12 protein-coding genes are annotated in these 13,949 nt (G+C 38.0%); 10 read left to right on the top strand and 2 right to left on the bottom strand.

Annotated features, from left to right (window positions below):
• Positions 1–599: 599 nt before the first annotated feature.
• Complete coding sequence (locus CRO54_RS16115; protein WP_097133085.1) at positions 600–1,100, bottom strand: hypothetical protein; 501 nt, start codon at positions 1,098–1,100, stop codon at positions 600–602.
• Positions 1,101–1,222: 122 nt separating this feature from the next.
• On the opposite strand from CRO54_RS16115, the gene CRO54_RS16110 reads away from it, so the two are divergent.
• Positions 1,223–1,942 carry a DUF72 domain-containing protein gene (locus CRO54_RS16110; protein WP_097133084.1) on the top strand — a complete coding sequence of 240 codons (720 nt, stop codon included), beginning with the start codon at positions 1,223–1,225 and terminating at the stop codon, positions 1,940–1,942.
• Here CRO54_RS16110 and CRO54_RS16105 read toward each other — a convergent pair.
• Positions 1,939–2,922 (bottom strand): DMT family transporter, encoded by a 984-nt coding sequence (locus CRO54_RS16105; protein ID WP_205944003.1) that lies wholly within the window; start codon positions 2,920–2,922, stop codon positions 1,939–1,941. The genes CRO54_RS16110 and CRO54_RS16105 overlap by 4 nt on opposite strands.
• A gap of 98 nt (positions 2,923–3,020) precedes the next feature.
• Between CRO54_RS16105 and CRO54_RS16100 the strand changes: the two genes are divergently transcribed.
• The 9 genes from CRO54_RS16100 (at position 3,021) to CRO54_RS21240 (ending at position 13,919) form a co-directional block, all read left to right on the top strand.
• On the top strand, positions 3,021–3,509 hold the full coding sequence (locus CRO54_RS16100; protein ID WP_097133083.1) for an Lrp/AsnC family transcriptional regulator: 489 nt from the start codon (positions 3,021–3,023) through the stop codon (positions 3,507–3,509).
• Positions 3,510–3,559: 50 nt separating this feature from the next.
• On the top strand, positions 3,560–4,642 hold the full coding sequence (locus CRO54_RS16095; protein WP_097133082.1) for an AI-2E family transporter: 1,083 nt from the start codon (positions 3,560–3,562) through the stop codon (positions 4,640–4,642).
• A gap of 494 nt (positions 4,643–5,136) precedes the next feature.
• Complete coding sequence (locus CRO54_RS16090) at positions 5,137–6,045, top strand: ABC transporter ATP-binding protein (protein WP_097133081.1); 909 nt, start codon at positions 5,137–5,139, stop codon at positions 6,043–6,045.
• Positions 6,038–7,375, top strand: a complete 1,338-nt coding sequence (locus CRO54_RS16085; protein ID WP_097133080.1) for an ABC transporter permease — start codon at positions 6,038–6,040, stop codon at positions 7,373–7,375. Before CRO54_RS16090 ends, CRO54_RS16085 begins: the two co-directional genes overlap by 8 nt.
• Positions 7,376–7,667: 292 nt before the next feature.
• A complete protein-coding gene (locus CRO54_RS16080; protein ID WP_097133079.1) occupies positions 7,668–8,111 on the top strand; it encodes an acyltransferase in 444 nt (147 codons plus the stop codon).
• A gap of 7 nt (positions 8,112–8,118) precedes the next feature.
• Positions 8,119–8,577 (top strand): OsmC family protein, encoded by a 459-nt coding sequence (locus tag CRO54_RS16075; RefSeq protein WP_097133078.1) that lies wholly within the window; start codon positions 8,119–8,121, stop codon positions 8,575–8,577.
• 279 nt (positions 8,578–8,856) lie between these two features.
• Positions 8,857–9,765, top strand: a complete 909-nt coding sequence (locus tag CRO54_RS16070; RefSeq protein ID WP_097133077.1) for a Ppx/GppA phosphatase family protein — start codon at positions 8,857–8,859, stop codon at positions 9,763–9,765.
• A 641-nt stretch (positions 9,766–10,406) separates the two neighbouring features.
• Entirely contained in the window at positions 10,407–11,735 is a 1,329-nt protein-coding gene (locus CRO54_RS21620; RefSeq protein ID WP_097133076.1) for a glycine-rich domain-containing protein, read from the top strand.
• Positions 11,736–12,647: 912 nt separating this feature from the next.
• On the top strand, positions 12,648–13,919 hold the full coding sequence (locus CRO54_RS21240; protein WP_171047930.1) for a glycine-rich domain-containing protein: 1,272 nt from the start codon (positions 12,648–12,650) through the stop codon (positions 13,917–13,919).
• The last annotated feature ends 30 nt before the right edge of the window (positions 13,920–13,949 follow it).

Below are 13,949 nucleotides of genomic sequence, written 5' to 3'. Positions count from 1 at the left end.
AGTTTGTTATCGCTTTTCAGGCGTCCCCTCTTCCTCCGAAGCGGAGTGCAAAGGTAGAAAAAATTATCCCCCGTGCAATACCAAAGGCGTGTTTTGTTGCACATAAAAGCACAACCAGCTGGAATACAGACACAAAAAATCATGATAGATTAAGGGAACCGGCACGACCTTATGATATAGGGCATACGGGATACCGCTCCCGAGCAGGGATCCTGGAGATTCTCGGTATCTGCCAAGCGCCCTGAAGGATCGCATTATTACCGCAAGGGAAAGAAAGGGGCTATGCAAAGGCCGCAAGGAAGGAACAGCAGTGTGATGTATATATACTATTATATACAGGTGATAAGGGATGGGCGATGGCTACGTTAAAATAACCCATGGGAATACGGCAACACTAGAGAACACGCTATTATTATATATATGTAGGCGACCTGCAGGCACTGAGCTTGCCACCGGCAGTGCCGCAGTAAAATAAACCCGATGGAAATGGAAAGCCCGCAAGCGAGGTACGAGTGCGGACTTGGAATAAACAGCGGGACTATAGGAACCGAAGAATTACTACAATTGATTTGCTAATTAATAGATAGTATATATTTTGCTTAAAGACTAACGTAGAATATATTTTGCAGGTAAGAAGTGACATTTCCTTTTTCTGCTACAGCCTCCTTACCATCAACCAGCAATTTCGCCACTTGGTATTTTTTATCGGCAACTAATTCCAAATTAAGCTTCATTGGCTCATCCTCTCCTAACTTAAAATAGATGTCTTTGTTACTAGTTGATGATTGTCTAATGATATCTGAGGAGTTTAATTGGTAATAATTGAATTTCTCATTCCCGTAAGAAAAAGATGGGCGAACATAAAAATTAAGTTTTTTCTGCGTACTTCCTTCTAGATAGTATAGCTGAATGTTGTTATTAGCGAAATAACCCGCAGTCGCTGGATTTAGCATATCGGTGCCGGCAGCATTTTTAACCACTAGTACAACTGTAGGTTCGTATATAGGAGAGCAGGCACACACCCCTTGTTTATCGTCAAGTTTTTTACAACCCAAATTTGCCAAGAATACAATTACCAATACTGCTAGAAATTTCTTCATTATAATTTTTGTTAAGGTTTAATTAATGTTGGTTTCTACTCTATACGTTACTTTCAATTGATTCGCTACAATTTCTAAATAAATCACGCAAACTTGAGCTTACTCACTACTGTTGTAGTTATATGAAATGGCAAATTGGATGTTCGGGATTTTATTATAAGGAATGGAAAGATTTTTTCTATCCAAAGGGTTTAGCACAAAAAGATTGGTTTAAATTCTATTGTGAAAACTTTAATACCATTGAGATTAATTCAAGTTTTTATAAGGTGCCCAGTCCAAAATCATTAGACAAATGGTATAATGATAGTGTTGCAGATTTTTCTTTTACTATGAAGGCACCTCGCTTAATTACCCACTATAAAAAATTGGAGGGATGTAAAAATGATTTTTGGGAATTTAACCAGATTGTTAGTGAAGGACTCAAAGAAAAGTTAGCCTATATACTATTTCAATTTCCACCATCGTTTGTTTTTAGTGAGGAAAGATTAGAACGATTGATTGATTTGTTGGCAACAGTAAATTCGCAAAATGTGGTAGAGTTTAGGCATTCTTCGTGGTGGACTGAAATCGTGTACAGTAAATTAGCAGAAAATCATATCATTTTTTCTGGACAAAGCCATCCGTCCAATCTCCCCGAAAGCATCATTAAGACAGGCTCTAATATCTATTATCGTTTCCACGGAAAAGCTGTACTCTATAAATCTGAATATGAACTATTAGTTTTAGAAGATTTCGTTAAAGCAATACCTGCTGATACACAACAAGTTTTCGTTTATTTCAATAATACTTGGGGAAATGGAGCGATAACGAATGCAAAGCAACTCATTACTTTACTGAGCTAGCTCTTTTCTGTTCTACTTAATATGAAAACAGTAGAAATTATACACAGCCCTCCTATCCAATCCATGGTGTGAAATGGAACTTTTAGCCAAATGACAGATAATAGTGCTGCCGAAAGAGGTTCTGCTGATGCTAGCAAACTTGATTTTTGTCCGCCGATTAATTTTACGGACGTTAAATAAGTGTAGAAGGCAATTAGAGTTCCGAAGATGATGATGAAAGCAGCAGAAATGAAACTGTAGCTATCCCAAACGCCTTCTACCTGCCACGGAGCTTTGATAAAAGAAAATGCGATTCCTCCTATGAGCATTCCCCAACCAACAATAACTCCTGAATCATACCTCTTTAACAAATTTACAGGCTGCAACGTATAAATAGCTAGTGCCACTGCAGAAGCAATACCCATCATAAAAGCTGTTTTTGAAATAGACAGTGTACCCACATCACCATGTGTAACTAATAAAAATGTACCAAAAACTGCTAAACCAATCGACAAGACTTCGAGCGAACGTGGCCATCTTCTATTTTTTAGTGCTAGATAAAGGGAAATAAGTACAGGCCCTGCAAATTGCAAAATGGTAGCTGTTGCCGCATTTGAATGTTTGATAGCAGCAAAATAAGTGTATTGAACCGCAACCATTCCGGTGATGCCAAAAATTATAAGCTGAATGAAATCTCTCCTATTATTTAAAATAGAAACTGTGTTTTTAAAATCTCTTGCTGATGAAAAAAGCAACAACAAACTTCCAGAAATCAACATTCTTACTGTAATCAACCATTCTACGTTGACCCCTCTCTGCTGAAAAAGAAATTGTCCGAAGGTTCCAGATACGCCCCATAAAGTTGCTCCTATGATTGCCAGCACAAAACCCTTCATTTGCTTACTCATTCGTGGATTTCCGTTTATTTCGCTAGCAATAACAATTGGAGTTTCTCCATCCAACAACAATACTTCTTCTTTAACAGGACTAGGTTCTAACATTTTTCTAATTAGATTTGATGCAAAATTAACTACCCAGCAGTGAATTATTTCCTTAAATTTCGTTCACTTTTTGCAATTTTGTTTCATACAGAATACTCATGACAGAATTAGACTCTTTCGATATTTCTATACTCAATCTGCTGCAAGCAGACAACTTTACGCCACAAAGAGACATTGGCGATAAAATAGGCTTATCCGCAGCAGCCGTACAAAGGAGGATAAAAAGATTAACGGATACCGGCTTTATTGTTTCTAATACATCCGTTTTAAATAGTCAGAAGTTGGGCAACTTGATTACCATTTGTGTCACGGTTGCGATGGAAAACGAAAAAATAGAATCTATTGACGAAGCAAAATCGCTGTTTAAAAGCTGTCCGGAAGTACAGCAATGTTATTATGTAACTGGCGATACCGATTTCATCTTGATAGTAGTGGAGCCATCTATGCATCATTATGAACAATTATGCAGACGATTGTTTTTCGCAAACCCCAACATCAAAAGATTTAGAAGTTTTATTGCTACAGATTTGGTAAAGATAGGCTCCAAAATTACGTTAGACCATTTGAAAGCTCCAAAAAGGAAGTAAGCAAAGTAGCAAACTAAACATTTCGCGTTACCGAAGTGTTATGTTCCTGAATGGAAAAACTTCAACAATCTGTTAATGTACTTTTATTTCTCACGTTAGGCTTCGCCGGACTTTACTTCTCTGCACCTTTCGTGATCCCTCTGGTGCTTGCCGCAGTTCTATCGATGTTGTTTATTCGATTGTGCAATTATTTTGAAAGCAAAGGCATAAGCAGGGCTATTAGCGCTTTATTTTGCATGCTTATTTTTGTGGCAAGTATTGCGTTAATCCTATTATTACTATCTATTCAGCTATCAAGTTTGGCAGAAAACATTGATGAAATGAAAAACAGACTCTATCATCTGTTCAACAATTTACGTCAATGGATTAACGATACGGTGGGCATTGATGCTAAACAGCAGAAAGAAATTATCGACAAAAGTGGCAGCAATACTAGCGAAATGCTATTCTCTTTTGCTTCGGGCATGATGAGCGTTGCTATTAACTCAGTACTGGTATTGGTTTATATGTATTTGTTTCTACTATACCGAAGCCACATTAAACAATTTATTTTGAAACTGGTTACCAGAAAAGATAAAGAAGATACAGATGAAGTTGTTCATAAAGCAGGCAAAGTTTCCCAAAAATACTTAAGTGGACTGGCTGCTATGATTGGGATGTTGTGGGTAATGTACGGCATCGGTTTTAGTTTGGTTGGTGTAGAGAATGCTATATTTTTTGCGGTGTTGTGTGGCTTGCTAGAAATTATTCCATTTGTTGGCAACTTAACCGGCACCTCTATAACCGTTTTGGCGGTACTGGCACAAGGTGGCGGTAATGATAAAATCATTTTTGTGTTACTTACTTATTTTGTGGTTCAGTTTATACAGACTTATATTTTGGAGCCGTTGGTTGTTGGCGAACAGGTTAATATCAATCCGCTGTTTACAATTATGGCTATTGTTTTGGGTGAAATGGTTTGGGGCATTGCGGGGATGATTCTAGCAATTCCACTTTTAGGGATGGTGAAAATTATCTGCGATAGCCATCCAGACTTACAACCCTACGGATTTTTGATTGGTCCTGAAAACCCGAGGAAGCGAAGGACGAGTGTTATTGACTATGTGAAAAGGTTGTTCACGAAGAAGAACTAGGTTTATAATTTTTTAAACACCTTAGGTACCTTAGCACATTTTAGTTTTTATTTAGCGATTGACAAGCTTTTTTTTAAACCACCTTAGACACCTTTTTACATTTTAGTTTTTAAAGTGTTCCTAATTTGCTTTATTATTAAACTCGATTTTTTCTTTGCGTTGCTTTGCGAAAACTTTAAATCCTTTAGGTTGAAATTGAACCGCAAAGAACAAAGAGTTGCGCAGAGGTCGCAAAGTACTTTTACAAATTAACCACCTTAGACACCTTAGTACATCTTAGTACATCTTAGTTTTTGGAAGTGTTCCGAACTGGCTTTGTTTATTAAACCTGATAGTAGCGAGCACGTAGTGGCAAACCTATGTGTTTGTCATGAAGTAAAGCGGATAGCAGGACCACAGCACTATGAAAAACGGACATTCATTTTCAAAAAACACAAAATTTGCGTAACAAAACGGCCTTTTTGCTATCTTATCATCGTAACTAAACGATAGATATGTTAAGCGTAAAGAATATTGTAAAGCAGTATGCTACGCACCGTGCCTTGGATGATGTGAGTTTGGAAGTAGAGAAGGGCAAGATTTTTGGACTTTTGGGTCCGAACGGTGCTGGTAAAACCTCCCTGATTAGAATTATTACCCAAATTACGGCTCCCGATAGTGGCGAAGTATTTTTTAACGGCGAACGCCTCAATACCAAACACATTTCGCAAATTGGATACTTGCCCGAAGAACGTGGTCTTTATAAGAAAATGGAGATTGGCGAGCAGGTGCTTTACCTTTCTAAACTAAAAGGATTAGACAGTGCAGAAGCTACCAAACGCATTAGATATTGGTTCGAAAAACTGGAAATGAAAGACTGGTGGAGCAAAAAGGTGGAAGATTTGAGCAAGGGAATGCAACAAAAAGTACAGTTTGTGGCTACGGTACTGCACCAACCAGAATTGATAATTTTAGATGAACCTTTTTCTGGTTTCGACCCTGTAAATGCAGATATCATTAAAAACGAAATTCTGGAACTGAACAAAAATGGAGCAACTTTCATTTTCTCAACGCACAGAATGGAAAGTGTAGAGGAACTTTGCGACAACATTGCATTGATTAATAAATCGCAAAAAATACTAGATGGCACTGTTGATGAAATTAAGGCCAGTTACCGCAGCAACACCTATTGGATAGAGTATGAAGGCGATTACCCCGTTGATAGCAACGACATTTACGATGTATTACAAACTGAAAATGTAAAGGCAAATACATTGGTGAAACTACAACTTAAAGAAAACCGTACGGCCAATGAAGCTTTATCGCTGCTTTTGCCACACGTCAACATCCACCGATTGGACGAAGTGATACCAACAATGAATGATATTTTTATTGAAAAAGTGAAAGGAAAAAACCATGAATAAGATTTTACTCATTATCCAAAGGGAATATTTTTCGAGAGTAAAAAAGAAATCGTTCATTGTAATGACTTTCTTAACACCACTGTTGATTGCTGGAGTTTATGCTATTATCGGTTATTTCACTTATAAAGGAATTAAAGATACACATGATAGCGTTGCGATAGTGAACAACAACAAAACGCTGACAGAAAAGCTGCAAACAGATAAAAATATCGAGTACACTTATATTGATAAAAATCTGGAAGAAGCGAAGAAAAGCATCGGAAAAGCAGATTACGATTATATTTTGTATTTGCCAGAGTTTACTTTAGATGCACCAAAAGGCATCGAATTATTTGGCACCAAACAAGCGGGAATGTCGTTAAACAAACGCGTTTCTGGAGATATTGAAGAGCTGATTAGAACTCAAAAGCTGAAAGAAAGCGGTATTTCGCAGAGCGATTTGGATAAACTAAAAACGGAAGTTGATATTTCTACCAAGAAAATTGCCGAAACTGGAGCGGAAGAAGAGTCGAGTGCTGGGGCAAGTACTTTCATTGCCTTCACTGCAGGCGTGTTGATGTTCATGTTTATCATGATGTACGGCATACAAGTAATGCGTGGGGTAATTGAAGAGAAAACCAGTCGTATTATAGAAGTAATGATTTCTTCGGTAAAACCTTTCCAACTGATGATGGGTAAAATTGTAGGTATTGCCTTAGTTGGCTTAACCCAATTTATGCTGTGGATTGTATTGACTTTAGCCATCAGTACCGCAGCTGTAAGTCTGTTTGTAAATAAGGATGATGTTAAAGAAATTGCTGCCGCACAAGCGCAAAGTCAGGCAACTACCGGCAACCCAACTATGGCAGCTGCTGCTACACAAGCGGGTCCAATTGGCGATATCCAAAAAAGCCTGACAGGTTTAGATGTCGGCAAGATTGTAATGGTTTTCATCTTCTTCTTTTTGGGTGGATATTTATTCTACAGTGCTTTATATGCTGCCATTGGCTCGGCAGTAGATAGCGAGACAGAAACCCAGCAGTTCATGATGCCTGTGATGCTTCCACTATTGTTAGGTTATGCTTTATCATTAAGCGTAGTTACCAACGACCCTTATGGCAGTACCGCGTTTTGGTTATCAATGATACCTTTTACCTCTCCTATTGCCATGGTAGTTCGTATCCCGTACGGCGTACCTAATTGGGAACTCGCCTTATCTATGATTATTTTAGTGGTTGGTTTCTTAGGCACTGTTTGGGTTGCCGGAAGAATTTACCGTGTCGGTATCTTAATGTATGGCAAGAAAACTACTTTCAAAGAAATGTTTAAGTGGTTTACATATAAGAATTAGTTGATGATTAAGGAATAAGGAGCAAAGAATAAAGATCTCAATGCCATTGCTAAAAGCGTCTCTCTCCCATTTAGGGGAGAGATGCCAAAGGCAGAGAGAGTTTACTCCGATACATCGAAAGGTTTTGAAAAGCAACACCTCTACTCCTATCGTAAAGCAGCCCTCCCAACCGCTCATACTACACGAGGCCTTAGCTACAAGGCCGGTATCCGCTTTTGTCAGGTTTACAAACAAAAGCTTTTGCACAACAAATTCAAGCGATGCTGCTATTCAAAATTTGAACCATACCCGAATGAACTTAGGCGACTATGTAAAAAAGAAAAACGGCGTTCCAATAGGACATTCAAAATCACTTGGCAACAACCTCTATCGTTCACTTGGCGCTAAAAACTTTGCTACCTTTTGGACTTTCTGGAATCCAATTTTTGGATATTACTTAGGCACAAAAATATTCAAGCCGTTAAAAAAGGTATTCCCAATTGGCATTGCCTTAATATTAACCTTTATTTTTTGCGGACTGATACATGATTTAGTCACTACATTAATTAGAGGAAAACTATCGCTATTCTTCGCAGTCTGGTTTTTACTGATGGGAATATCAGTCGCGGTCTCAAAGAAATTAACTTACGACTTATCAAATCAGAAATGGATTTTGAGAGTTTTGGCGAATATCTCAATTATCACTTTTTGTTTAATTGGTACCATTTATTTAAATACTATCTTAGGCTTTTATTGAAAATAAGATGCCATTAAAACACTTGTTCAAAGCCATACTGAATTGGCAAACCGACAGAAACTCGGTAAAACGATATATAAAAAACCACACCGTTAGCTTTGAAGATAAATCGGATCTGAAAATATCAGCTGCCAAGGCTTTTAAAGGCGACCCTAGCTTACATAACCCTGAAGACTTACTCTTAAGTAGCTTAATGTCTTGCCATATGATGTCATTTCTTTATGTGTGTAGCCTCCATCAAATAAATGTATTATCCTATACAGATAGTGCTACTGGCACTCTAGAAACTGACCAAAAAGGTAGCGGAAGATTTACAGAAGTTCATTTACATCCCGTAGTAACCATTGATAATCCAAAACAGATAGAATTAGCAAACTCTTTACATCAAAAAGCAAACAAATTATGCTTTATCGCCAATTCTTGCAACTTTAAAATATTGCATACGGCAACCTGTACTGCTGGCTAAATTTATCCCAACTTGCAATAATAAAATTAAAAATGAAAGTAGCACTCGCTCGTCTTGATTTGCAATCTCGAAGTATTATCTACGAATTTTACAATCCGTAACTTACCAATCTTATAAAAACAGATTAAAAATTCCACTATAGGGCTTTCAAATTGCAAATCTGGAAGATCAGCAATAAAGTCTAAAAATTTCACTCGTTAGATTTCTCCTCGTTTCTCGTTCGAAATGACGGGATGGGTGCATAACCTTTTTGCTACCTTTACTTAAAAATCAAACTCAATGAAAATTGCTGCTATAGATTTAGGAACGAATACCTTTCACCTCATTATTGCTGAGAAATCGGATAGCGAGATGAATATCATCTACAAAACCAACAAACCTATTAAACTAGGCGAAGACATTACCAAAGAAAACAAGATTATTCCTGCGGCGTTTGAGCGTGCCATTAATTGCCTGAAGGATTTCAAAGCGACTTTAAACCAATACGGAGTTACTAAAATTAGAGCTGTTGCAACTTCTGGTGTACGCAGTGCCAGCAACGGACAAGATTTTATTCATACTGTAAAAAAAGAGACAGGAATTGCTATCGATATGATTAATGGCGAAGAAGAAGCCAGCCTCATTTACGAAGCCGTAAAATATAGCGGCGCCATCCAAGGTAAATCTTTGATTATGGATATTGGTGGCGGCAGTACCGAATTCATCTTTTGTGATGAAAACGGATTCTATTGGAAAAAAAGCTTTGACATTGGTGCGGCAAGATTGATGCAGAAGTTCTTCAAATCAGACCCGATTAATCAAGAAAACCAAAATCAGATTAATCAACACCTGAAAGAAAATTTATCTGAGCTAATTGAATTTGGAGAAACCTTCAGAGCAACCACCTTAATTGGCTCTGCGGGTGCTTTTGAAACTTATGCCGAAGTATTAAACCCATCCATAGTCCTTAATGAAATTGCTAATGCACCAATTGACATCGAAGCCTACCATCAGCTAAGCAAAAAGTTCCTCCATTCTACACATCAAGAGCGCAGCGAAATGCCAAATCTAATTCCCTTACGTGTAGATATGATTGTGATGGCTTCGATGATTACGGATTATGTTTTAGCAGAGCTTGGACTGAAAGCAATCACTTTATCTACTTATGATTTGAAAATGGGGGTATTAAAAGACTTACAAAATAATTAATTGGAGAGTAGTTTCTTTTCTGCTAATCCATCCCCTTTCTAAAAACCTTACTATTTAAAGATAAAAACCAAACACTTATAATTGAACCACTCCTTAAATTTTAAAGATTAATTGTAGTTCATTCATAAATGAATAATTACTGATGGTATTTCTTTAAATATCGCATTGATAATTATTAAGATCCAATCGGCCTACCATTCTAGCAAATAGACAACAACAAAATAACCAGCGAAATACAATCACTTTATAATAAAAGGTAATAACCAAGCTTTTTACTCTTTAAAGTATTTGCTATATTTGCCTTCTCTATACGTCTAATAAGACTTCAAAAAAAAAATATCAATTAAAACTTTTAAGAATACACCCATCCCTGTGATTACATTACATGGATACCGACTGAATAAAATTCAGCGCAAATATCTATTCGTAAAAAGCTTAAGAAAGTAATAAGACCCACCGGAAGCGAAAACATTGTCAACCGTATATGGCTGTTAATTCACTTCAATAAAGTACGATTTCTATTATTTTCAATAACTATGGGGCATAGCTGTATCAAAAAGTCTTAAAACTATAGTTGTAGACAATCTTTGCAACGAAAATTTAGTCATTATTAAATTACATCATTTAAAAATTCTAAATCAATGAGAAACAGTTTTACTTTAATCTTAATTTCCTATTTCATCTTAGGAGTTAGCATTTGCTTTGGACAAACAAAAGAAAATTACATCGATGGCGGTATCCTCTACGCTAGGGTAATTTTTAAAACTTCTGGGAACTGGTCAGTTCCCCAAGGTGTTACCTCTGTTAACTACTTGGTAGTTGGCGGCGGTGGCGGTGGTGGTGCTGCTTATGACGCTGGTGCTGCTGGCGGTGGTGGTGGCGCCCATGTTTTAACAGGAAATTTAAACGTTTCTGCAGGAACTTCAGTTAACGTGACTATAGGTATCGGCGGTACTGGTGGTACTGCCAATAGAAATATACCACCGTATGAATATGGCGGTAATAATGGCGGGTCTTCCTCATTCGGCTCTATAACAGCTAACGGCGGAACCGGTGGGCAAGCAAGTAGAACTCAATTGAATGGTTTTGGCGGCGCAGTAAATACTGGCGGTAATGGAGGTGGCAATGGTGTCTCTGGCGGCAGCGTTGGCGGAGGCGGCGGTGGTGGTGGTGCCACTTCTTCAGGTAGCACAGGAAACTCTTCAAGTGGTGGAAATGGCGGAGCCGGCACTTCTAGCAGTCTGTCAGGAGCGGCAACCATATATGGCAACGGTGGTAATGGAGGAAGATCCTTCGCTAATTCTAATGGAAGCACGCCTACAGCTAATACAGGAAATGGTGGTGCTGGTGCAGGTTCTGCCTCTTCGTCTTCTCTTAGTGGAAGAAATGGTGCTGATGGTATTGTAATTTTCACTTATCCAGAAGTAGACCCCGTGCTGCCAGTTAGCTTCAAAATGTTTAACGCTGTATCAAGCGCAAATGCCATAAATTTACATTGGCAAACTACTAGCGAACAAAATAACAGTCATTTTATAATTAAACGATCTAAGGATGGGGTTAATTTCGAAAATTTTGCAAATATAGACGGAAAAGGAAATTCTAGTGAAACCAATTCCTATAATTTGGTAGATAAAAAACCGAATGTTGGCACAAATTATTATCAATTATCACAGGTAGATCATAACGGAAAAACCACTCTCCTCAGTACTCAAAGTGCTTCTTTTGGAACTGTAAAAATTAACTCTAGTGTTTACCCTAACCCATTCACCAACTCAGTTAATGCTAATTTTGAACAAGGTATTTTCGAAAAGGCAGTTCTTTCAGATCTTTCTGGAAAAGTTTTAGCGAGTATTGCCATAGAAAAAGAACAGACCAATTGCACTTTTAAAACAGATAGATTCCCTTCTGGAATTTATTTTATTAAATTATCTGGAAAGCAATCTGCAACATATAAAGTAATAAAACCATAATTAATTTTTAATTGGGTATTATTATCACCTGATAAAACAAACAGGGTGCTCTAAATGGGCACCCTATTTATTTTTAACGAAAAATATAATTAATCATGAGTTATATTTATCCATTGTTAATGGTAACAATAAGTGAACAAGAAATAAAAGCATCCTACGTAACCCTAATTGCTTTTAGCACTATAATACAAATCAGCATGGCAACTAAATTCAGCAATAGCACATCGGTAGTAAAGTTAACTTCTATAAGCACATAATCCAGATCACAGATAATAGTAGTTTAATCTAGCTTAAGAAATTGTGTGTACTGCTGCAAATAACAGAGTCCTAATACTAAAATGCTACCTAAAAACAAACCAATTCCAACCAAGGACTAGCGTCTCGTAAAGCCTTTCGAAGAATATCATGAAAAACAATTTCCAAATGACTTAATTTAATCAGACTAGAACTTATTACATTTTTGATTATTCGTCAAAATTGGAACCCCTTACTCAGAAATAAAAATAAACAACTGATAATCAATAATATAAATAAAAAATAACAACAAATTTCATTTCAAATAGATTCTTTATTACTTTAGATTTCTGCAAAATCTTAAAATGCTTTAAAAAAAAGCAACAAATCAAAACTTTTAAGAATATCCTTGATTAAAAATCATTACAGTTGTAAATATCAACAGAATAACGTTCAAATTCTGCTTGTATTTGCAAAATATAACGGAAAATTAACTGAGGTAATACATTATCAAGATTATTTATTTTTGCTACTAATCTCTTCTACATAGCTTAAAAAACTATGTATTCATAGCGTATCCGACATTGTTGCCAAATAACTGATTATCAAAAACTAAAATCACTGATTATCAAAATCATCTATTACTCTCTATTATCTACACATTTAAATTAAAAGTCAATGAAAAACAATTTTACATTAATTTTTATCTCCTATTTTGTCTTAGGAATAACTGTTTGCTTAGGGCAAACAAAGGTAAATTTTACGCAGGGTGGCACTATCTACTCTAGGGTAACCTTTACAAGTTCTGTAAGTAATTGGACTGTGCCAGCACATGTCTCCTCCATTAACTACTTGGTAGTTGGCGGCGGTGGCGGTGGCGGTGGCGCATTTGATAGCGGAGGGGCTGGCGGCGGTGGCGGCGGTCAAGTTAAAACAGGCACTCTTTCTGTTACCGGGGGAAGCACGATAAATGTAATCGTTGGTAGTGCTGGAGCTGGTGGTGCAGCTGATAGAAACGATGCTACACCAGAATATAACGGTGTTAATGGAGGAGACTCTTCTTTTGATACCATTATTGCGAATGGCGGAACAGGTGGCATTAGAAGTAGAGGTGGTGGTGCCAGTGCCGGTGGCGCCCTTAATACAGGTGGAAGCGGAGGTGGTGGTGGCAATGGCGGCGGTGGTGGAGGTGGCAATGCCAATCCAGGTAGCAATGGACGTACACCTGTTGTACAAAACGGTGGCAATGGCGGCGGTGGTACTTCAAGTAATTTATCAGGAATCGCGAAAATATACGGTACTGGTGGAAAAGGCGGCACAGCAGTAACTGGTAATAACCAACCTGGCAACAACCAAAGCGCTACGCCAGCCAACAGTGGTAATGGTGGTAATGGAGCAGGCGTTTCTGGCTTATCTTCTCTTGAGGGAGGAGCAGGTTCTGAAGGTATAGTTATTATAACCTATATAGAAGTGCAACCTGAGTATTTTACAGAAGGCAGCGTTAATTATACTAGATTAACTTTTACAAACACAAATTCTTCATTTAACTGGACCGTACCGTCCAATGTTTCTTCTGTTAACTACTTAGTAGTTGGTGGCGGTGGCGGCGGCGGCGGCGCATTTGATAGCGGAGCTGCTGGAGGTGGCGGAGGTGGTCAAGTTAAAACAGGCACTCTTTCTGTTACCAGTGGAAGCACGATAAATGTAACCGTTGGTAGTGCTGGAGCTGGTGGTGCAGCTGATAGAAACGCCTCTCCGCAAGAATATAACGGTGTTGATGGAGGAAACTCTTATTTTGATACCATTATTGCAAATGGAGGAACGGGTGGCATTAGAAGTAGAGGTGGTGGTGCCAGTGCCGGTGGCGCCCTTAATACAGGCGGAAGCGGAGGTGGAGGTGGCAATGGCGGCGGCGGAGGAGGTGGCAATGCCAGTCCAGGTAACAATTGACGTACACCTGTTGTACAAAATGGTGGCAAT

Origin of the sequence: Pedobacter xixiisoli (assembly GCF_900215335.1) — a bacterium.
GTDB classification, from domain to species: domain Bacteria; phylum Bacteroidota; class Bacteroidia; order Sphingobacteriales; family Sphingobacteriaceae; genus Pedobacter; species Pedobacter xixiisoli.
The sequence above is the reverse complement of the archived record's forward strand: the minus strand, read 5'-3'. Positions and strand labels throughout refer to the sequence as shown.